Here is a 21,204-nt window from a genome sequence, read left to right as displayed (position 1 = left end):
TCTTGTAGACCCGCTTTATCCTTCCAACTGCCTAATTTATGCCCTTACCACCCGCTGCGTCGGCGCTGCTGGCCGATACCGCTCTTTCCTTCGTGCCCGCCGATGGCATCGTGCTGGCGTCGGCCACGCCGGCCGCGGCCCGGTTTGCGCTGCTAAGCCCCGACTTTGGCCTGCTGCAGTTGGCCATGACCCAGGTGCTCAGCCTGCCTGCTAACCGCGCCGAGTTTGAGCACCGCTACGGTGATTTTGATGCATACCAGGCCGACCCGGCCATGGGGGCGGTGGATGAAATGCGCCGACAGGGTGCTGTTTTCGGCAATCCGGCTCTGTTGGCGGACGAGTTGAGCAAGTTTGGAGCCGCAGACAAACCCAGCCTGCTGTATGGGCAGCTGGTGTGGCTGGCCCACCAGGGCACGAAAACGGCCAACAAGTTTCGGTTTGCGCTGGAGTCGCTGCCCGACGACCTGACCGACACCACCGACCAGGCCAAGCGGCTGCGCATTCTGAAACGGGTGCTGACGGGCGAAAAGGGCCTTACCGTGGCTGCCCGCCAGATGGTCGCCGGTACCCGTACGCTGGCCGCCAGCCTGCTGCACTATCAGCCCCAGCTGCTGGCCGCCCAGAGTAGCCTGAGTGAATCCTTTGGCAAGAATACGTCCCTGTATAAGTCGGCGGCGGCCCTGAACCCCACTATGGCGGGCCAGCTGGCGGCGGTGCAGCAGCAAACCGCTGACCTCAATTCGCAATACACCACCCTGGCCACGGTGGGGGCCGCTGCCACAGCGCTGCTCTTCGTTGTTGTTCCCGTAGTTGGCATGCTGGTGGCCGCCGTCGGAGTGGGCACGATGCTGTTCGATCTGCAGCAGAGCGCCCTGCGGGGAGTAGACCAGCTGGAAGCGCAAGTGCGGGCTGCCAACGCCGAAACCTGGAAAAAAATGCAGCTGGTAGCCGATATCAACGCCCTGGAATCAGCCTTGCCGCCGCTACAAGCCCAATTTACCACCCTGCTCCAGAGCCTGGAAAGCCTGGCCGCAGCCTGGGAAGCTGCGGCCCGGCAGCTGGAGGCCATTGCGGATAGCACCACCGCTGCCGACCTGGCCGATGCGCCGGCCTACCTCCAGCGCCTGCAACTGGTAGCCGCGCAGCAGAAATGGATGCTGACGGCCCGGCTCACAACGGACTTCACGACTAATGCCTTTCTGCGCATAATCAGCCGCTAAAGCCACCCCGGTTTCTTCTCCGCTTTTCCCTGTATCTGCCCCGCTACCCTCTGCTTGTATTCTATGCCAAATCCTACCGATTCTGCCTCGTCGCTGGCTCCGCTCTCCGAGCAATTACTGGCTGCTCTGACCGATTGGAAGCCCCGCGCCCGGGCCGTGATGACCTACGCCAGCGGCCTGGAGTCCATTCCCACCCGTGGCCGGGAAATAGCAGAGCAGGGCATGATTATTCTGATGCCCGACCCGCTCCAGGATTTTCCGGTGGTGCGCACGGCCTTGCTCCGGGCCCAGGGCCGCACGCCGCAATACCTGGCGGGCAGCAGCAAGCTCTTCCACTGGGTAACCGATCTGCAGCAATTCAGTAGAGTGTTTGAAACCAACAGCGAGTATATCCTAGCCGTTTATGAGGAAATTGGCGAGCAGGATGTGCCTGCTGCCCATGAGCAGCAGCAGGTGATACAGTTGCTGCGGACCATCATTCAGGGGCTGCGCCACAATCTGACGCTGCTCGAAGCGGCCGACCAGGCCTACCTGGCCGCCGTGCCCCTGCTGGATGAAGACCAGCGCAGCTTGGGCGCGGAAGTGGCCGGTATGGCCGCCGCCACGGCCGCTTTTGAGGAATCGGTGCAGCGGCTGGTGCTGCGCTACACCCTGGACCCGGTGACGCGCGGCCTGGCCCCGCTGGCCCAGCGGGCCGGGCAACTGCAGACAGCTCAGATGCGCGGTACGCTCGGGGCGCTGCTGCGCATCGTGGAGAACTGCACGCTGGCCCACCAAGCCGTAGCTCGCCTGGCCGGCCAGCTCACTACCACGCTCAACAAGTTTCTGGCCGTGGAAGAAGCCTTCGTGTCCTCGTCCGGGGCCTCCTTCGTGGATCAGGAGCAGCAAGCCGAGTTTCGTCGGGCCAGTCGGCAGTGGCGCAGCATCAGCCAAGAGACGTTTCTGCTAATTATGCAGGCCTGATCCAGAGCCAATGCCAAAGCCGCTCGGTTCTGTAGGTGCAGCGCTCCGGCTGCGGCTGGCTAGCTGCCAGGGCGCCGGCAGCCGGTGGTTTTACTCGGCCTCAACCGCAAGCTGGACTATATCCACGGCGGCGAACCTGCGTACAGACTCCGGGTACTATCCGGGTTCGACACCTGCCAAGAAACAGCTTTGCTATGCTGCCACCTTTTGTAGAAGAGTTTTTTCGTAACCCGGCCACCGTGGGCTCTCTGGTGCCCAGCTCCCGGGAGCTGACAGACAAGGTAATGGCGCCCATCGACTTTGCCCAGGCCCACTGCATTGTGGAGTACGGCCCCGGTACGGGCGTTTTTACGGAGGTGCTGCTGGCCCGGCGACGCCCCGAAACGGTGCTTGTGCTCATCGAGGTCAGCCGCCGGTTTTGCCGGCTGTTGCAGGAGCGCTACGCGGCCCATGCCAACGTGCACGTCATTCATGGCTCAGCCGATAAAACAGGCGAGTATCTGCAGTCCCTAGGCATCCAGCAGGTCGATTACGTGGTGTGCGGGTTACCATTTTCGTCGCTGCCGCGGCGGCTGGGCTGGCGCATTTTGGCGCACACCCGGCAGCTGCTGGCCCCGGCCGGTCAGTTGATCCTGTTTCAGTATTCGCTGCAGAATATGAAGCTGTTCGGGAAGTTTTTCCGGTTGCGTGAGCAGGAGCACGTGCTCCTGAACCTGCCCCCAGCCTACGTGCTGCTGTTTGAGCCGACGGATGTGGAGACCAAAAGCCAGCCTTCAGCGGCTGGGCACTCAGCGAGTGGCGCGGTGGTTTAGTCCGCGTCGGTGGCCACGTGGTACCCGGGGTCTTCCAGAATGTTGACTTCGATAAGCGCCCCGGCGTTGCGTAGCAGTTGGCGGCAGTCGGGGCTGAGGTGGCGCAGGTGTAGGGTTTTGCCCACGCGCTGGTACCGCTCGGTGAGCTTGTTGAGCGCCTCAATACCCGACATATCGGCCACCCGGCTTTCCCGGAAATCAACCACGACCTGATCCGGGTCCTGGGTTACGTCGAACTTGTCGGTGAAAGCCTGTACCGAGCCGAAAAAGAGCGGGCCCATGATTTCGTAGTGTTTCGCACCGGCCGCATCCACGTACTTGCGGGCCCGGATGCGCTTGGCGTTTTCCCAGGCAAAGGCCAGCGCCGACACCACCACGCCCAGCAGCACGGCCAGGGCCAGGTTCTGTGAAATGGCCGTTACCAGCGTCACGAGCAGCATTACCAGCACATCGGTGAGCGGCATACGGCGCAGAATGCGCAGGCTGGCCCATTCGAAGGTGCCGATAACGACCATGAACATCACGCCCACCAGCGCGGCCAGTGGCAGCCGCTCAATCAGGCCCGAGCCGGCCACCACAAACAGCGCCAAGGCCCCGGCCGCCACCACGCCCGAAAGCCGCCCGCGCCCCCGCGACTCCAGGTTCACCATTGTTTGCCCGATCATGGCGCAGCCGCCCATGCCGCCCGTGAGGCCCGAGGCCACATTGGCCAAGCCCTGGGCCACGCAGTCCTGGTTGCCCCGGCCGCGGGTGCCGGTCATTTCATCCACCACCGTGAGTGTGAGCAGGCTTTCGGTGAGGCCCACCAGCGCCATGATGACGGCGTAGGGCAGCACGAGCACCAATGTGGCCCAACTCCAGGGCACCTGCGGCAGATGCAGCGTGGGTAGTCCGCCGGCAATGGAGGCAATATCGCCCACCGACTTGGTTTCGAGCCCACCCAAAATTACCAGCGCCGACACCACGATAATGGCCGTGAGCGAAGCCGGCACGGCCTTGGTGAGCTTCGGCAGTAAGTAGACGATGGTCATAGTAAGAGCCACCAATCCCAACATCAGCCATAACGCCGGGCCTGTCAGCCAGTGCGCGGCGCCGGCCGCGTCGCGCACTTTGAACTGCTCGAGTTGGGCCATGAAAATGATGAGGGCCAGGCCGTTGACGAAGCCATAGACTACTGGCTGCGGCACCAGCCGGATAAACTTGCCGAAGCGCAGCAGCCCGATGCCTATCTGGATTACGCCCATCAGCACCACGGCCACGAACAGATATTCGACGCCGTGCTGCACCACCAGACTCACGATAACCACCGCCACCGAGCCGGCCGCGCCCGAAATCATGCCGGGCCGACCCCCGAAAATACTGGTCACCAAGCAGATGATAAAAGCCGAGCCAATGCCCACCAGCGGGCTGATATGGGCCAGCAGGGCAAAGGCCACTACTTCGGGCACCAGAGCCAGAGCCGTAGTCAGCCCAGCCAGAACTTCATTTTTGACGTTGATTTTATACTGCGCCAGGTAGGGCACGAGTTGAAAGGCAGAAAGCATACGAAGCTGAGTAAACGGCAAAAGAAAAGCCGCACGCTTCCGGCGGGAAGCGGCGGCGTGGGGCATTCGGGCCAGTCCTCAGGGTGAGGTGAGTTTGAAAACAGCGGGGGAAAAGCAGGGCATGAGCAGCCGTAAAGATAAGTAGCATGGGCCAAAGCGCCAGTTATTGGGCGTGGCGGCTGTGTGGAGCACAAAAGCAGCATAAGCCGGCCGCTAGATGATAAGCAAAGGTCCCGGCTGGCATTGCTCACGGAGAAGCAACACCAGCCGGGACCAGCTTGGTACCCTGAATGCAGGAGCGACAAGCGTTACTCGACCTGCACCCGGATGGTGTTACGCCGCCCGGCGGCAGTGGTAGCTTCCACCACGTAGAGGCCCCCGCGCAAGTCCCGCAGCACCGAGGTCGGCTGGCCAGAAACTGCGGACCCGGTAGCTACCTGCCGGCCCAGTAGGTCGCGCACCACCAGCTGTAGGACTTGCCGCTCCCCGGGCAAATCAAGGGTGAAAAGGCCATCGGTTACCGGGTTCGGGTACGCCCGTAACGCGCCGGCCCCGGCCTGGGGCTGGCGCACCCCGGTGATGGTGCTCAGGTTGTCCTCCCCGGAAAACCAGACGCTGAACCAGTTGCGCGGCGTGCTGAAGCTGGCATCAGTATGGTAAATCAACAGGGCGGGCTGGGACGAATTCTCGCGGTAAAATGCCGTCTGGTATATATCCTGCCGCTGGCCCTGCTCCATCTGCAGGGCTTGCAGTATCAGCGGCGGAGCCAGGCGCCCATTCACATATGCGCTGTCGATTTCCTGGCGGTGCGTGCGCACCATGAGGGCCGGAAAGGCCGCGGAGCCTCCTGCGGGTTTGGGGAGTTGCAGCGTGCCGTACCCAACCACCTCATCGGTCTGGATAAAGGTGAAGCGCACCAGCCGGACCAGCGCCGTATTCAGTCCCAGCTCCTGCACTGTGGCTTCCAGAAAAATCCGGTCGTAGGATGAGCTTCGACGCAAGGTACTGGCCGTTAGCGGTAGAGGAGTGCGGTAAATGCTCTGGTCTACCGCCCGGGGCGGCAGCCGCAGCAAGTCTCCCGGGGCGTTATTGACCTGCCGGATAGGCCATTGCTGCTCTTGTAGCGAATACCCAATGCCCAGCAGACCCTGAGCCGTGAGGGCTTCGTATTGCTGGCCGGTAAAGCTGTGCCATAGGCCGTGGGCCGGGAAAGCGTAGCTCTGGGGGGAGGCGCCAGACAGCGCATAGCTGCGCGTGGGAGCGGCCAGGAAAGAGGTAGTGGCCGGAGGAACCTGGTAGAGCTGCTCCAGCATCAGCGAGTCGGCACTCAGGCCGCGGTAGTCCCACACGCGGCCGGGTCCGGGCTGGGGCGGCACGAAGTCGGGGTGGAGGGCGCCGTGCATGGGCCGGTACCGGTCGACGGCCGCGGGCGTGGCCGGAAAGTTGGCTTGCGTGAGCGTAATAGCGCCCGTTTGAGCTGTAGCCGTCGAGCCGGCCAGCAAGGCGCTAATCAGCACTGCGGGTAGTAAATACTGCATAGTCAGAATGGATAACGAACACAAATAAGGACAACGCCCTGTCGGCCTACGGCCGCATGACCATTTTTTGCATCTTGGCGTTGCGTGGGGCAGATACTTTATTCCGTATCTGGAAAACGATTTGCTTTCGGTTGGATATCAGGCAGCTTAATTGTCGCCGGCCGGTAATCTGGCGCGGGCTTAGTCGAAGATAATCGTCTTGTTGTGGTGCACGAAAACCCGTTCGGCAAACACCAGCTGCAGGGAGCGGGCCAGCACTATTTTCTCCACGTCGCGGCCGGCTTGGGCCATTTCGTGGGCGCTCTGGGTATGGTCGATGGGTATCACGCTCTGGGCAATGATGGGGCCTTGATCCAGCTGCTCGTTTACGAAGTGGGCCGTAGCCCCAATGATTTTGACACCCCGCGCGTAGGCCTGGGCGTAGGGACTGGCGCCCACGAAGGCGGGCAGAAACGAGTGGTGAATGTTGATGAGCCGGTTGGCATAGTGGGCCACAAACTCCGACGATAAAATCCGCATATACTTGGCCAGTACCACGAATTCGGGTTGGTAGCCGGCCAGCACCGCCAGTACTTCGGCCTCGTGGGCTTCCCGGCTTTTGCCCTCGTGACTGATGTGGTGAAACGGCAGCCCAAACTGCCGCGTCAGCTCGCCCAGCACCGCGTAGTTGCTGATGACACCCACGATGCGCGCATTCAGCTCGCCGAAGGCGTGGCGCACCAGCAGTTCACTAAGGCAGTGGTGCTCCTTGGTGGCCATCAGCACAATGGTTTTCTGCTGGTTGTTGCTCAGGCGAATATCGGCGGCGGCGGGCAGCGTGGTGCGCAACTCTTGCAGCAATGTTTCGGCCTCGAATTCCCCGGCAAACTCGGTGCGCATGAAAAAGCAGTTGTCGGCGCGCTCCACAAATTCCCCGTTGCGGATAATATTCAGGCCGTGGGCAAACAGCACGCCGGTGATTTTATACACGAGGCCCGGCGCATCGGGGCAGCGAATCAGCAAGATGTGAGACTGGGGCGAAGAAGCTGGCAGCACGGGGAAGAAGGCTAATAGAAGAACCGGGAAGCTGTAAATGTAACCGCCGCCGCTGGTTTGTCGCGCAATTTAGCCTGCCGCTGTGCCAATTTCTGGCTTCGGCTCCCGCCGTGCCAATGCGGGTTTGGCCGGCGAGTCGGAGTTTCTGCGTACCTAGTGGCTTACCGCCCGCCATTCCGGCCGGACGTCCCTTTTTTCGGGCTCTTTCCATGTCTTCTTTCTATCAGCCATCGGCCGAACTGCTGCTGGCGTTTGGCTTCAGCCGGTTTTCGGCCCCGCCCCGCCAAGCCCGCTACAGCCGCCCCAGCGAAAGGGGCCAGGAAACCATCGTGCTCTACGACGACGGCGAAATAACCCTGCTCGAAACCGTGGACACGCAGCTGCTCTACAGCTTCCAGGGCCGTGTGGCCTCCGAGGCCGAATTTCGGGTGCTGCTGCGCCAGGTCAACTGGCCGGCCGAAGTGGAAGGAGCCCGGTAGTACAGCTGACGACCACAACTGCTACCTTCAAAGTGAAGTATAGACAGGCAGCCGGCTTGGTTGAGTTGGCAAGTCGCTGAGTAAGCTCCTATGGATAATCTGAAGCGTAACAACGTCACCGTGTTGGGCACGGGCCAACAGACCATCGTATTTGTGCACGGGTTTGGCTGCAACCAGCACATGTGGCGGCTGGTTGCGCCGGCCTTCGAAAGCCGCTACCGGGTGGTACTGCTCGATTTGGTAGGAGCCGGCAACTCGGACCTGGCGGCCTACCACCCGGCGCACTACAGCACCCTGGCCGCCCACGCCGATGATGTGCTGGCCGTGCTGCGCGAGCTGGAGGTGGAGCAGGCTATCCTGGTGGGCCATTCCGTTGGGGCCATGATTGTGATGCTGGCGGCCCTGCGGGAGCCCGCGCGCGTTGCCCGGCTGGTTTTCGTGGCTCCTTCCCCGCGCTACCTCAATGATGTAGACTACCTGGGCGGCTTCGAGCCGGCCGACATCCAGGAGCTGCTCGACGCCATGGATGACAACTACCTGGGCTGGTCGGCGGGCATCACGCCCGTTATCATGGGCCACCCCGAGCGGCCCGAGCTAACCCAGGAGCTCAACAACAGCTTCTGCCGCACCGAGCCCAATATTGCCCGCCACTTTGCCCGCGTCACGTTTCTGTCCGACAACCGCGCCGACTTGCCCCAGCTGGACACACCCACCCTGATTTTGCAGTGCGCCCAGGATGCGCTGGCGCCCCGGGCCGTGGGCGACTACCTGCACCGGCAGCTGCCAGCCAGTACGTTGGTCGTTATCGAAACCACCGGGCACTGCCCGCACCTGAGCGCCCCACAGCCCACTATTGAGGCCATGAACCACTTTCTGGCTTCGGAGCCCGCCTAGCCGCATGAGTGCTGAGGAAAACGAGCCTGTGCCCGAGCTGGATCTGCGGCTGACGGAGGAAAACCCGGAGGAGCTCTACGAAAACGCGCCCTGCGGCTACTGCTCCTGCCTGCCCGATGGTACACTGGTCAGGCTCAACCAGACGCTGCTGAGCTGGTTGGGCTACTCCCGCCAGGAGCTGGTGGCGCGCCGCTGCCTGCAGGATCTGCTGAGCATGGGCGCGCGCCTGCACTACGAAACGCACTGCGCCCCACTGCTGCTGCTGCAGGACCAGGTGCGGGAGCTAAGCTACCAACTGCGCCGCCGCGACGGTACTACCGTGCCGGTGCTGATGAATGCCGTACTGCGGCGCGATGCCCAGGGCGAGCCGCTGGTCTTGCGCGTCACGCTGTTCGATATCACCGACCGGCGCAAGTATGAGCAGGAGCTGCTGCGGGCCAAAGCCGAGGCCGAAGAGCAGCGCGAACTGTTGACCGTGAAGAACGCCGAACTGCTGCGCATCAATGCTGAGCTGGATAACTTCGTGTACACGGCCTCCCACGACCTCAAGCAGCCGGTCAACAACATGGTAGGCCTGTTTGAGGAGCTGAAGCGCACCGTCACGTTTCACGACCCCGAAGCCGTAGGTATGATGGGTATGTTTGCGGATGCCCTTCAGCAGATACTCAACACCATCGAGGGCATGACCGACGTGGTGCAGCTCCAGCGGCAGCCCAATCAGGCCCCGGTGGAGGCTATGGATCTGCTCACCTTTACCAAAGATATCATTCGTAGCCTGCAAGCATCAGCCGCCGATTTCACCCTGGATTTTGCGGCTGCTTCCACGCTGCCGCTGCCGCGCACCAGTCTGCACAGCATCCTCTACAATCTGCTTAGCAATGCCCTGAAATATGCCGAACCCGGCCGGCGCCACCACGTGTGGGTCAGCACCACGCATGAGGCCGGCGGCCTGGTCCTCACCGTGCGCGACAATGGCCGGGGCATCGACCTGCACCGCTACGGGCAGGAAGTGTTCCAGCTGTTCCGGCGGTTTCACCCCGAAGTGGCTGGCTCGGGCCTGGGGCTCTACCTGGTCCGCCGCCTTGTGCAGCAGGCCGGGGGCCAGATAGAGGTAGACAGCACCGTGGGCCAGGGCTCGACGTTTCGGCTCTACTTTCCCGCTGCCTGAGCCTGCACAGCGGCAGCAGACCGGGCCGCAGGGAAGTAGCCGCCACCTACCGCGTGCGGTGCTATGCGGGAAAGTATTCTAAGTTTGCCCGCTATGAAATCTACTGTCGCCGATCTGCAATATCCCATTGGGCGGGCCGTGCTGCCCACCGCGCCGCTCACGCCCGCTGAGCGGGCCGAATACATCAACCAACTGGCGACGCTGCCCGCCCAGCTCACGGCGGCTGCCCGCCGGACCGGGGGCGTGCAACTCGAAAAGCCGTACCGCCCCGGCGGCTGGACGGGCCGGCAGGTGCTGCACCACGTAGCCGACGTGCACCTGAACTTTTACCTGCGCTTCCGCCTGGCCCTCACCGAAGACCACCCCACCATCCGGCCCTTCGACATGAACGCCTGGGCCGAGCTGCCCGACGTAGCCGCCACGCCCGTCACCGTGTCGCTGCAGCTGCTGGAGGCGCTGCACTCGCGCTGGGTTACGCTGCTCTGGCACCTCACCGAGGCGCAGTGGCAGCGCACATTTCACCACCCGCTCTACCAGCAGGATTATACCCTCGACCAGGCGCTGGTGCAATACAGCTGGCATGGCCGCCACCATATGGCCCATATCGAGCTGCTAAGCCAGGAGTAGCGGTGGCACTATTGCTTGATTTTGGAATGCTGAAAGGGTGTAGAGCCCCATACTTGCGTTTCCTCATCCGCACCATTGCAACAAAGTCGTTCAACGAGGAGCCGCAAGGTTGCGGCTCTACACCCTTTTGACTGCTTTTTAGCTGAGCTTTGACTTTAGTCCGGGCTACTATCCGGAGTGAAAAAGATTAGCCTCCGTATCTATTGGCGGCGATGCCGGCCACGCCGGGCTCCACGGCAAAGACGCTGCCACTGAGCGGGTACTCGGCGAGCTGGGCGGGGGAAAGATCCTGGCGGGCGGTGGTGATGAACAACGTGCGCAGGCCTGGGCCACCAAAGGCGCAGGAGCTGGTGTTAGGCGCCGGCACGGCAATGGCGCGGCACTTTTCACCGGTCAGCGGGTCGTAGCAAGCCACCTGCCCGCCACCCCACAGAGCAATCCAGAGCTGGCCCTCGGCATCCATCGTCATGCCGTCGGGCAGGCCATCAGCTTCCGGAATCCGGATGGCAACGCGGCCGTGGCTGATGTGACCGGTGGCGTGGTCGTAGTCGAAGGCCTGCACCGTGCGGGTGGGTGTGTCAATGTAATACATCGTTTGGTTGTCCGAAGACCAGGCCAAGCCGTTGGAAATCGTGATGCCGGTGAGCATAGTGTGCAGGCTACCGTCGGGGTCGAGGCGGTAGAGGGCGGCGCGGTGGGGCTGGTCGTTCATATCGAGCGTGCCCACCCAGAAGCGCCCGGCTGGGTCGCACTTGCCGTCGTTGAAGCGCAGGCCGGGCTCAGTCAGCGGGTTTACCAGCAGCGTCAGGGCCCCGGTTTCAGTGTTCATCCGGTGCAGGCCGCTTTGCAGTGCCACCAGCACCTGGCCCGGGCCCGCGGGCACCACCGTGCCCACCCGGGAGTGCGTGGGCAGCTGCCGAGCCTGGCCGGTGGCCGGGTCGAAAATGTGCAGGCTCCGGCCTTCGATATCCACCCAGTACAGCTTGTGCTCCTGCGGGTGCCAGATAGCGCCTTCGCCCAGTTGGGCCCGGGCTGGCAGCGCCACGCGCACGGCTGATTCGGTAACGGGTTGGTTTTGCATCTCAATTAGCTTTAGCGGGGGCCAACTTGCCGGTTTGTTGAGCGTGGTGCAGCACGGCGGCCTGCCCGCGCAGCGTCACTTCCTCCGCGCTCAGCACCGTTACCGACGCCACCCGGTCAGTAATGCCCAGCAGATCCAGGGCGGCTTCGTAGGATTGCACCAGGGCCGTTTCGCCGGCCAGCACCACCGCGCCGGTGAAGTCGGCGGGAAAGTCGCTCAGCTCGTAGCCGATGAGCAGGCCGCTGAGGTAGTAGAAGTTTTGGGGGCGGCTGAGCTTGTCGAACAGGTGGTTGGTGCGCACCAGAAAGCTGTTGTGGAGCAGGTTGTCGTGCCGGCTGGCTCGTACGCCTTTTTCGAAAGCCTCGGTGTGGGCCGGCATCCGGAAGTCGTCGGCTTTCTTCACGGCCGAGGCCAGAATGCTTTTGCCGGAAAGCAGGGCAAAAAACTCGCCTGTCATATAGGTTTTCAGCGCCGTGGCTTGGCCGTTGCGGATGCTGACGTGCTTGGCGTGGGTGCCCGGGTGCAGAAACAATTGCTCCTGCTCAGTGGCCCCCAACTCGCAGCCCACCAGCTGGGTTTCCTCGCCGCGCATCACGTCGTCATCCGTCTTTACGCCCGAAATCAGCAGCACCGGGTGGTTAAAATCCGGCGTAGCGGGTAGCAGTCGGGTGGCCAGGTCGGAGCCGTCGGTGGCGAAGGGCAGGGGCTTGTAGGGCAGCTCCAGCATGCCCACGGTGGAGGAGGCCATACCCGAAATAACGACCGGCACCCCAGCCAGCGGCCGGGCCGCCTGCTGCTCCAGTGCTTGGCAGTGCTTGCCCAGAATGTCGAGGTAAAATCCCAGCCGCTGCGTTTCCGGCCGGCCCGCTTGCTGCCACTGCGCAAACGTAGCCGCGTTGCCCTCTTCCGAGGTAGCCGTGGCCACCACCCGCAGCCCCGGCAGCTCCACCAGCTTCAGCCGAAACGACGAAGTGCCCCAGTCACAGCTCAGAAAGTGGGTTGGCTTGCTCATATGTTAGAAATACTGCCGGAGTTGGGAATAGGTTGAGCAAGTTGGGTCGTTGCCCTTTTTTCTCCTGTCAGCCTGAGCCCTGCGAAAGACCTTCCTTCCTTGAGTTACAAGCTCAGATCAACCTGAAAAAGCTCATTGCTACTAGCTTGGGGAAGGACTTTGTCACGTTGGCAGAAACCGCAGCGGGGTAGGTGAAGAAGGTACTTCGCAAGCTCAGGATGACAGACGAAATAGGATCAAGATGATAGGCTAAACAACGCCGGCTCCTTACCACTCGGCCACGCTGCCGTCGGGGTTGCGCCAGATGGGGTTCTTCCAGTCGTGGCCAATTTGGGCGCGTTGTATCACGTATTCTTCGTTGATTTCGATGCCCAGGCCTGGCCCGGTCGGGATGTTGGCGTAGCCGTTGTGATACTCAAATACGGTCGGGTCCACGAGGTAGTCAAGTAGGTCGTTGCCCACGTTGTAATGGATACCCAGGCTTTGCTCCTGAATGAAGGCGTTGTGGCAGGTGGCATCTACTTGCAGGCAGGCGGCCAGGGCAATAGGTCCCAGCGGGCAGTGGGGCGCGGCGGCCACGTCGAAAGCCTCGGCCATGCTGATGATTTTCTTGCACTCCGTAATGCCGCCGGCATGGCTCAGGTCGGGCTGAATAATGTCGGCGTAGCCATCAATGAGCAACTGCTTGAAGTCCCAGCGGGAAAACATCCTTTCGCCGGTGGCAATGGGAATGGACGTGTGGCGGGCAATTTCGCGCAGGGCTTCGTTGTTTTCGGCCAGCACCGGCTCCTCGATAAACATCGGCCGGAACGGCTCCAGCTCTTTGGTCAAAATCTTGGCCATCGGCTTGTGCACCCGCCCGTGAAAATCGACGCCGATGCCCAGGTATGGGTCAACGGCGCGCACGGCGGCAATGCGGGCCACGGCCGCGTCAATTTTGGCGTAGGAATCGATGTAGCCCATCTCGTCGGTGGCGTTCATCTTCACGGCCGTAAAGCCCTTGTCGACCATACCCTGGGCGGCCAGGCCCACGTCGTGGGGCCGGTCGCCACCAATCCAGGAATACACGCGCATCGTGTCGCGGGCTTTACCGCCGAGTAGCTCGTAGATCGGAGCGTTGAAAAATTTGCCCTTGATATCCCACAGCGCCTGGTCGATGCCAGCAATGGCGCTCATCAGAATGGGGCCGCCCCGGTAGAAGCCGCCCCGGTACATTACATTCCAGTGGTCTTCGATAGGGCGCGGGTCTTTGCCGATCAGGCTCTGCATCAACTCCCGCACGGCCGCCGCCACCGTGGCCGCGCGCCCCTCAATCACCGGTTCGCCCCAGCCCACAAGGCCTTCGTCGGTTTCAATCTTGAGAAACAGCCACCGCGGCGGCACCTGATACAGCTTGAAGCCGGTGATTTTCATAGTGAAGGGGAAAGGGTGTTCAGAGGGAAAAATAAGGCTGTCGTTGTTTTATCTGTCATCCTGAGCATACCGCGCTTCAAGGGGTGACAAAGAACCTTCCTCACTTAGGTGATTCAGTCAGTTCAACGGGACAAATCCTTTCGCTGCTAAGCCAGTAAAGGGCTTTTGTACGTTGGCAAAAGCTACTGTTGTGGGGTAGGTGAGGAAGGTCCTTTGTTCCGTTTCGCTGCACTCAGCATGACAGCCGAGAAAGAGCCTCCATACTCAGGAAATAGCCTGCACAAACTGCTGAGCCTTCTTGGTGAGCTGCCGCAGGTACTCTTCCGACACGGGCTGGCTGGTATCGACCAAGGAGCTGCCCAGCCCGAAGGCGGCGGCCCCGGCCTGCTGAAAGTCGCGGATGTTGTCGAGCTTCACGCCGCCGGTGGGCATGAGCGGAATAAAGGGCAGTGGGCCTTTGATATCCTTGAAATAGGCCGCGCCCAGCGACGCCGGAAACACCTTGATAATATCGGCCCCGTGCTCGTAGGCTGTCAGAATTTCGGTGGGGGTGAAGGCCCCCGGAATGCTGATGGCCCCGTAGCGCTTGGTTGTCTTTATCGTCTTCACGTTCAGGGTGGGCGAGATGATAAACCGAGCCCCGGCATTCAAAGCCAGGCGGGCCGTTTCGGGGTCGAGCACGGTACCGGCGCCCACCATCATTTCGTCGCCCAGGGCTTCGGCTACTTTCTCGATGCCCTGCAGGGCTTTGGGCGAGTTGATGGTAATTTCCACCGACCGGATACCGCCCGCGTGCAGGGCCCGCACGATGCTGACCAAATCGTCGGGGTTGGCGCCGCGAATGATGGAAACGAGCTTATGCTCGAGCAGATGGGATAAAACGGATGTTGTCATAGCGTAGCAGGGTAAGGAAGTTAGGAGCAGGGTGAGGTATGGTAACGCAACTGCGGCGGACCGCGTTGGTAAAGCCTAGCTTACAGGTCGTACATCCGGCTGGCCGTCAGCATGGGCGTCAGCTCGTACACCCGCACGCCGCCGGTCGGAATTTCCAGGGCTTCCACCTGGGCCACACTTAGGTGTTCGAGCTGCATGCGCAGGGCCCGCAACGTGTTGCCGTGCGATACTACAAGCACGTGCTTCCCTAGCCGCAGCTGGGGCGCAATTTCCTGCTCGTAGTATGCCACCACGCGCTGCTGGGTGTGGTGCAGGGTTTCGCCATCGGGTGGGGCGTCTTCGTAGCCGCGCCGCCACCGGTCTACTTGTGGCTGGCCGTAGCGCCGGATGGTTTCGGCTTTGTTGAGGCCCTGCAACGAGCCGTACATCCGCTCGCGCAGCGCATCGGCGGCGTGCACCGGCACCGTGGCCTGGTGCAGCTGCTCCAGAATCAGGGTCAGCGTCAGCTTCGAGCGCACCAGGGTGGAGCAGTAGGCTTGGTCGAAGTGAAAGTCGCGTAGCTTGGCCCCGGCTTGTCGGGCCTCGGCTTCACCCTGGGGCGTGAGGGCCACGTCGAGCCAGCCGGTAAACACATTGGCCAGATTGGCCACCGATTGGCCGTGGCGCACCAGCACAAGAAACCCCATAGCAGCGTTATTAAGAGAAGAGAAGCGCAATACTAGCCGGGCCGGATGAATACCCGGTGAAGCCCGCCGCCGTTGGGGTGTACGGTAGAGCTTGGCGCCGCGGCCACTATTGGGCCAGAGCCCAGCAGCCGTAGCCGGTTGTTTACTCTGGTTCGATTCTGTAGCTGCTGGTGAAATAAATGGCCGAGGTAATTCGGGTATCGTCTGGCGCAAGAACGACCTGATTGTCGGGAACAAAGCCGGGTCCGGGTTCCTTCGTAATTTTACCGCGCTGCTTACCAGCCACCACTCGCTTTTCAATAGCTTCTATTTTCGCATGAACGTTTCCACTTTCCTGGCCGCTGCCCTGCTTTCGGGTTGCGCCCTGCTCAGCAGCTGCGAGCAGCAACCTGCTACTACCACTGCCGCCCCGCCCGCCGCGGCTACCCCCTCCCCCGATTCCGCTGCTGCAACGGCCGCCCCGGCCGCTGCCGAAGCTGCCGTGTACGAGTGCCCCATGGGCTGCGAAGGCAGCCGCAGCACCCAGCCCGGCAAGTGCCCCGTCTGCGAAATGGACCTGGAAAAGAAAAGCTGAGCCGTCGCACTTTTCAGTTGCTCTGCAAAAGCCGCGGCCCCCGAATAATCTGACAGTACCTGTTGGATTATCCGGGGGCCGCGGCTTTATTTTTTACTCCATCACCACTACTCCATAGGCTGGTTTCGGACTGGGAGTCACTGCAAACGTTTGTGGAAACAACGCTGGTTGTATTATTTACAGGAATATAGAAGCCGCTATATAGGCTAAAAAGGCTTTTTTAGCGAATTTGCAGGTAGCCCAACGCGCTGCTAAGTATTTGCATAAGTGCGCCAAACCCATTACTTGCATCCGCTTAACAATTTCTTAACATGGAAGTCGAAACTTTGAAGTATCCCGCAGTTCGGAATTACGTGGCCGGGCAGTTTGTGGAAAGCAGTGCGCCGCGTAGCCTGGATGTGTTTAGCCCGTTGAGCGGAGCCGTTATTTCGACGGTGCCGCTGAGTGGCATGCCGGCCCTGAACCAGGCCGTGGAAGCTGCCAAAGCCGCCTTTCCGGCGTGGTCGGCCATGCCGGTGAAGGAGCGGGTTCAGATTTTCTACCGCTATAAAACCCTGTTAGAGCGCGACATGAAGCAGCTGGCCGACCTTGTGCAGGAGGAAAACGGCAAGACCTACGACGAGGCTCGCGCCGAAGTGGAAAAGGCCATCGAACTGACCGAGTTTGCCTGCTCCATGCCCCAGCTTATTCAGGGCGAGTTTCTGGAAGTGAGTAAGGGCGTGGAAGCCCGCGTGGAGCGTAAGCCTCTAGGTGTGGTAGCTAGCATTGCGCCCTTCAACTTTCCCAACATGGTGCCCCACTGGACGATTCCTAACGCGCTGGTTTTGGGCAATACCATGATTTTGAAACCTTCGGAAGTGGTGCCGCTCAGCGCCGGCCGCATTGCCGAGCTGCTTAAAGAAGCCGGCCTGCCTGATGGGGTACTCAACATCGTGCACGGCGACCGGGAAATTGTGGAATCCATCTGCGACCATCCCGATATTGAGGCCGTGTCGTTCGTGGGCTCCACGGCTATTGCCAAGGTAGTTTACATCCGGGCCACCAGCAACCTTAAGCGGTGCGTAGCGCTGGGCGGGGCCAAAAACCACCTGATGGTACTGCCCGACGCCCACCCCGAAATGACGGCTTCCAACGTGGCCGCTTCTATGTCGGGCTGCGCGGGGCAGCGCTGCATGGCCGGCTCCACGATGGTAGGCGTCGGCGCGGTGGATGGCATCGTGGCTAAAATTGTGGAGGAAGCCCGCAAGATCGTGCCCGGCCAGAACTTGGGCTCGGTTATCAGCAAGGAGGCCAAGGAGCGTATCGAAAAGCACATTACCGAGGCCGAAGCCGCCGGGGCCAAAGTGCTGCTCGACGGCCGCAACGCCCGCGTAGAAGGGCAGGAGGACGGCTACTACGTGGGAGCCACCGTGGTCGACTACGTGACGCCCGACATGCGCATTGCCCAGGAAGAAGTATTCGGTCCGGTGCTGGCCATCATGCGCACCAACACCCTCGATGAGGCTATTGCCATCGAAAATGCCAACCCATACGGCAATGCAGCGGCCGTATTTACCAGCAGCGGCAGCTCGGCCCGCTACGTCATGGACCACGCCAACGCCGGCATGATTGGCGTCAACATCGGCGTGCCGGTGCCCCGGGAGCCATTCTCCTTCGGCGGCTGGAACGACTCGAAGTTCGGGGCCTGTGACATCACCGGCAAAAGCTCCATCGAATTCTGGACCCAGCTCAAGAAAACCACTACTAAGTGGAATCCCGAGTCAAGGGTGAACTGGATGAGTTAGTGTATTTTAGAGCTACGGTTAGAAACTAGTTCCCCTCCTTTTTTCGAGGAGGGGTGCCCGAAGGGCGGGGTGGTTCAGGCATTGAACGAAATCTAGACTTAGAGCTAGATATTGTTTGATCAACTCACTCAAAACTTTCTAGCTCTAGCTAACCACCCCGCCCTTCGGGCACCCCTCCTTGAAAAAAGGAGGGAAACTAGTTTTCTAGAATAACTTTTGCCCCTTCTTCCTCCCAATGGAAACCTACACCGACACCGATAAAGACCAGATTCTTCACGATAACCTGGAGCACACGCTGTTTTCCTGGTCGAAACAGAGCGGGCTGAACCCGATAAACGCCGAGCGCGCCGAGGGCGTGTACCTCTACGACCGGGACGGCAAGCGCTACATCGACTTTTCGTCGCAGCTCATGAACGTCAACATCGGGCACGGCGACCAGCGCGTGACCGACGCCGTAGCCGCCCAGATGCGGGAGCTGAGCTACGTGTACCCGGGTATGATTACCAAGGCCCGCGGCGACCTGGGTAAGAAGCTGGCGGAAATTACGCCGGCCAACCTCACCAAAGCCTTCTTCACGCTGGGCGGAGCCGAGGCCATCGAAAACGCCATCAAGCTGGCCCGCGTTTACACCGGCCGCCATAAGATCGTGACGCTGTACCAGTCGTTTCACGGCGCCAGCTACGGGGCCATCAGCGCCGGCGGCGACCCGCGCAAGTTTGCCGTCGACAGCCAGGGCATGCCCGGCGTAGTCCACGTCGAGAATCCGTACTTCTACCGCTGCCCCTGGTACAGCTCCACGCCCGAAGAATGCGCCGAGCGCGCCGCCGCGGCCATGGAGCGCATCATTCAGTACGAAAACTCGGGTAGCGTCGCCGCCATTATTATGGAAGGCGAGTCGGGCACCTCGGGCTGCATCAAATACCCGCCCACCTACTGGCAGCGGGTGCGCGCCATCTGCGACAAGTACGGCATCCTGCTCGTGGCCGATGAGGTGATGAGCGGCTTTGGCCGCACCGGCAAGTGGTTCGGCTCCGACCACCACGGCGTGAAAGTAGACCTGATGTGTATGGCCAAGGGCATTACGGCCGGCTATCTGCCGCTGGGCGCGGTGATGGTGGACGAAGCCATTGCCAAGTCATTCGACGACAAGCCCCTACCACTAGGTCTCACGTACTCGGCTCACCCCGTATCGTGCGCCGCCGCCGTGGCCGTGCTCGATATTTATGAGCAGGATAATCTGCTCGAAAATACCGTGACTTTGGGCAAGCACCTCGATGCGCGCATGTGCGACATGATGGCCCAGCACCCGAGCATTGGCGACTGGCGCAACACAGGTTTGTTTGGCTGCGTGGAGCTGGTGAAAAACCGCGCTACCAAAGAACCTATGGCCCCCTGGAATGCTGCTCCCGCCCAGATGGAAATTATGAACAAGGTGGCAGCCAAAATCAAGGAGCTGGGCATGTACACCTTCGTGCGCTGGAACTACATTTTCATTGCCCCGCCGCTGAGCATTACCAAAGACGAACTCGACGAAGGACTGGACATTATTTCCCAGGCCATCAGCGTTGCCGACGAGTACGTGACGCAGTAAAGCCTGCTCTTGGCAAGTAGCACCAGCAAGTAGCGCCAACGTTGTAGTTCGTGTGCCGGAACGACCAGTATTCAGTCGTATCATTTTGGTATGTGAACTACACGTTGGCACTACTGGGTGCAGTGGTAGAAACAGGACGGAACCGCGCTACGGGCTGATTGGAAAATAGCCGCCAGAATCCGGTTCACAACTACCATTTCGGGACGAATGCCCGCCGGCTCAACCGGCTTTGGGACACTGTTTTCCCCGTGAAAAAATAACCCCATTGCCCGGCTTGCTTTTCGCGGCCGAAAAGCCTACTTTTTCAAACTGAACTTCTTTCACTTTTACCATCTGAATGGCGTCTTTGCTACTTAAAAATGGCCGTGTGGTGACGGCCGATTCCGACTCCGTGTGCGACGTGCTGGTGGAAGGGGAGACGATAGTGGCTATCGGCCGAAATCTGCCGGTGCAAGCCGACCAAACCATTGATGCCACGGGCAAGATTATCGTGCCTGGCGGCATCGATCCGCACGTGCATCTGGAGATGCCGTTTATGGGCACCTTCAGCTCCGATACCCACGAAACCGGCACCCGCGCCGCCCTGCACGGCGGTACCACCACGGTCATCGATTTTGTGCTGCAGAAGCAGGGCCACTCGCTGCGGGAGGCATTGACCGAGTGGCAGGGCCGCGCCACCGGCACGGCCGTCGGCGACTACAGCTTTCATATGGCCGTTACTGATTTCAACCCCGATACCAAGGAGGAAATCAAGGACATGATTGCTGAGGGCATTACCTCGTTTAAAACTTTTATGGCCTACAAGGGTGCGCTCATGATTGACGACGCGCAGATGGTGGGCCTGATGCAGGAAGTAAAAAAGCACGGCGGCCTGGTGACGGCCCACGCCACCAATGGCGACATGATTGACACGCTAATTGCTCAGCACCGCGCTCAGGGCAAGCTCACGCCGCTCTACCACTACTTGTCGCAGCCCGAAGTGACGGAGGCCGAAGCCTCGGGCCGCTTCGCCGATATTGCCAACTATACCGGCGTCAATGCTTACATCGTGCACCTCACCTGCGAAGGTGCCCTGAACCAGGTACGCCGGGCCACGGAGCGTAACCAGCGCGTATTCGTCGAAACCTGCATTCAATACCTGGTGCTTGACGCCTCGCTGTACGAAGACGAGGTGAACGGGGCGAAAGTGGTAATGTCGCCGCCGCTGCGCGAGAAGAAAGACCAGGCCACGCTCTGGGCCGGTATCAACCAGGGGTTGGTGCAAGTAGTGGGCACCGACCACTGCCCCTTTATGTGGGAGCAGAAGCTGATGGGTAAGGACGACTTTTCAAAGATTCCCAACGGCCACCCGGCCATTGAGCACCGCATGGAGCTGCTGTTTTCGGAAGGCGTGACGACCGGCAAAATCAGCCTGCAGAAGTTCGTGGAAGTAACCAGCACCAACGCGGCCAAGATCTTCGGCATGTTTCCGCGCAAAGGCACCATCAGTATCGGCGCCGACGCCGACCTGGTGCTCTTCGACCCGGAGAAAAAGCATACCATTTCGGCCGATACCCACCACATGAACTGCGACTACTCGGCCTACGAAGGCTGGGAACTGACCGGCAAAATCGACACCGTAATTCTGCGGGGCCAGGTGGCCGTGCAGGCCGGCGAAACGAAAGTTGGCCGGGGCTACGGCCAATTTATCAAGCGCGGCAAAACGGCTTTTTAGAGCTAGAAATTAGAAGCTAGTTCCCCTCCTTTTTTCAAGGAGGGGTTAGAGGTGGTTCAATCGTCGTTTCGTTGAGCGACTTTCTAGCTCTAATTTTCTAGGCCTAGCAAACCACCCCGCTCTTCGGGCACCCCTCCTTGAAAAAAGGGGGGATTTTTTAGCTCTAGCCAACACG

General features: G+C 60.9%; 19 protein-coding genes. 11 read left to right on the top strand and 8 right to left on the bottom strand.

What is annotated here, in order from left to right; genetic code table 11:
• The first annotated feature begins 38 nt into the window (after nt 1-38).
• The 3 genes from LGH74_RS08575 (at nt 39) to LGH74_RS08565 (ending at nt 2,995) form a co-directional block, all read left to right on the top strand.
• The gene (locus LGH74_RS08575) at nt 39-1,220 is read left to right on the top strand and encodes a hypothetical protein (RefSeq protein ID WP_226174589.1); all 1,182 of its coding nucleotides are present in this window, start codon (nt 39-41) and stop codon (nt 1,218-1,220) included.
• A gap of 63 nt (nt 1,221-1,283) precedes the next feature.
• Nucleotides 1,284-2,183 (top strand): hypothetical protein, encoded by a 900-nt coding sequence (locus LGH74_RS08570; protein ID WP_226174587.1) that lies wholly within the window; start codon nt 1,284-1,286, stop codon nt 2,181-2,183.
• 194 nt (nt 2,184-2,377) lie between these two features.
• Nucleotides 2,378-2,995, top strand: coding sequence for a class I SAM-dependent methyltransferase (locus tag LGH74_RS08565; RefSeq protein ID WP_226174585.1), 618 nt, complete (start codon nt 2,378-2,380; stop codon nt 2,993-2,995).
• On the opposite strand, the gene LGH74_RS08560 is transcribed toward LGH74_RS08565, so the two are convergent.
• From LGH74_RS08560 to purU, 3 genes are all read right to left on the bottom strand, one after another.
• Entirely contained in the window at nt 2,992-4,539 is a 1,548-nt protein-coding gene (locus LGH74_RS08560; protein ID WP_226174583.1) for a SulP family inorganic anion transporter, read from the bottom strand. The genes LGH74_RS08565 and LGH74_RS08560 overlap by 4 nt on opposite strands.
• 308 nt (nt 4,540-4,847) lie before the next feature.
• Nucleotides 4,848-6,077 (bottom strand): T9SS type A sorting domain-containing protein, encoded by a 1,230-nt coding sequence (locus tag LGH74_RS08555; RefSeq protein ID WP_226174581.1) that lies wholly within the window; start codon nt 6,075-6,077, stop codon nt 4,848-4,850.
• Nucleotides 6,078-6,257: 180 nt separating this feature from the next.
• The gene (gene purU / locus LGH74_RS08550; RefSeq protein WP_226174579.1) at nt 6,258-7,112 is read right to left on the bottom strand and encodes a formyltetrahydrofolate deformylase; all 855 of its coding nucleotides are present in this window, start codon (nt 7,110-7,112) and stop codon (nt 6,258-6,260) included.
• 209 nt (nt 7,113-7,321) lie between these two features.
• Between purU and LGH74_RS08545 the strand changes: the two genes are divergently transcribed.
• From LGH74_RS08545 to LGH74_RS08530, 4 genes are all read left to right on the top strand, one after another.
• Nucleotides 7,322-7,591, top strand: coding sequence for a hypothetical protein (locus LGH74_RS08545; RefSeq protein ID WP_226174577.1), 270 nt, complete (start codon nt 7,322-7,324; stop codon nt 7,589-7,591).
• A 90-nt stretch (nt 7,592-7,681) separates the two neighbouring features.
• Nucleotides 7,682-8,485 (top strand): alpha/beta fold hydrolase, encoded by an 804-nt coding sequence (locus LGH74_RS08540; RefSeq protein ID WP_226174575.1) that lies wholly within the window; start codon nt 7,682-7,684, stop codon nt 8,483-8,485.
• A 4-nt stretch (nt 8,486-8,489) separates the two neighbouring features.
• Nucleotides 8,490-9,653, top strand: coding sequence for a sensor histidine kinase (locus LGH74_RS08535; RefSeq protein ID WP_226174573.1), 1,164 nt, complete (start codon nt 8,490-8,492; stop codon nt 9,651-9,653).
• 93 nt (nt 9,654-9,746) lie between these two features.
• Nucleotides 9,747-10,280, top strand: coding sequence for a YfiT family bacillithiol transferase (locus LGH74_RS08530; RefSeq protein ID WP_226174571.1), 534 nt, complete (start codon nt 9,747-9,749; stop codon nt 10,278-10,280).
• Between the two features lie 187 nt (nt 10,281-10,467).
• On the opposite strand, the gene LGH74_RS08525 is transcribed toward LGH74_RS08530, so the two are convergent.
• From LGH74_RS08525 to LGH74_RS08505, 5 genes are all read right to left on the bottom strand, one after another.
• A complete protein-coding gene (locus LGH74_RS08525) occupies nt 10,468-11,361 on the bottom strand; it encodes an SMP-30/gluconolactonase/LRE family protein (RefSeq protein ID WP_226174569.1) in 894 nt (297 codons plus the stop codon).
• A gap of 1 nt (nt 11,362) precedes the next feature.
• Nucleotides 11,363-12,373 carry a 2-dehydro-3-deoxygalactonokinase gene (locus LGH74_RS08520; protein WP_226174567.1) on the bottom strand — a complete coding sequence of 337 codons (1,011 nt, stop codon included), beginning with the start codon at nt 12,371-12,373 and terminating at the stop codon, nt 11,363-11,365.
• A 267-nt stretch (nt 12,374-12,640) separates the two neighbouring features.
• Nucleotides 12,641-13,786 carry a galactonate dehydratase gene (gene dgoD, locus LGH74_RS08515; RefSeq protein ID WP_226174565.1) on the bottom strand — a complete coding sequence of 382 codons (1,146 nt, stop codon included), beginning with the start codon at nt 13,784-13,786 and terminating at the stop codon, nt 12,641-12,643.
• A 264-nt stretch (nt 13,787-14,050) separates the two neighbouring features.
• Nucleotides 14,051-14,680 (bottom strand): bifunctional 4-hydroxy-2-oxoglutarate aldolase/2-dehydro-3-deoxy-phosphogluconate aldolase, encoded by a 630-nt coding sequence (locus LGH74_RS08510; RefSeq protein WP_226174563.1) that lies wholly within the window; start codon nt 14,678-14,680, stop codon nt 14,051-14,053.
• 80 nt (nt 14,681-14,760) lie between these two features.
• Nucleotides 14,761-15,366, bottom strand: coding sequence for a 2,3-bisphosphoglycerate-dependent phosphoglycerate mutase (locus tag LGH74_RS08505; RefSeq protein WP_226174561.1), 606 nt, complete (start codon nt 15,364-15,366; stop codon nt 14,761-14,763).
• Between the two features lie 316 nt (nt 15,367-15,682).
• On the opposite strand from LGH74_RS08505, the gene LGH74_RS08500 reads away from it, so the two are divergent.
• From LGH74_RS08500 to hydA, 4 genes are all read left to right on the top strand, one after another.
• Nucleotides 15,683-15,940 carry a heavy metal-binding domain-containing protein gene (locus LGH74_RS08500; protein ID WP_226174559.1) on the top strand — a complete coding sequence of 86 codons (258 nt, stop codon included), beginning with the start codon at nt 15,683-15,685 and terminating at the stop codon, nt 15,938-15,940.
• Nucleotides 15,941-16,251: 311 nt separating this feature from the next.
• Nucleotides 16,252-17,724, top strand: coding sequence for a CoA-acylating methylmalonate-semialdehyde dehydrogenase (locus tag LGH74_RS08495; protein WP_226174557.1), 1,473 nt, complete (start codon nt 16,252-16,254; stop codon nt 17,722-17,724).
• A gap of 235 nt (nt 17,725-17,959) precedes the next feature.
• Nucleotides 17,960-19,315: an aminotransferase class III-fold pyridoxal phosphate-dependent enzyme gene (locus LGH74_RS08490; protein WP_226174555.1), complete on the top strand. Its 1,356-nt coding sequence runs from the start codon at nt 17,960-17,962 to the stop codon at nt 19,313-19,315.
• 337 nt (nt 19,316-19,652) lie between these two features.
• Nucleotides 19,653-21,029, top strand: coding sequence for a dihydropyrimidinase (hydA, locus tag LGH74_RS08485; protein WP_226174553.1), 1,377 nt, complete (start codon nt 19,653-19,655; stop codon nt 21,027-21,029).
• The last annotated feature ends 175 nt before the right edge of the window (nt 21,030-21,204 follow it).

Source organism: Hymenobacter lucidus (assembly GCF_020447265.1).
GTDB lineage: Bacteria > Bacteroidota > Bacteroidia > Cytophagales > Hymenobacteraceae > Hymenobacter > Hymenobacter lucidus.
This window is presented reverse-complemented; position numbering and strand designations above follow the sequence as displayed.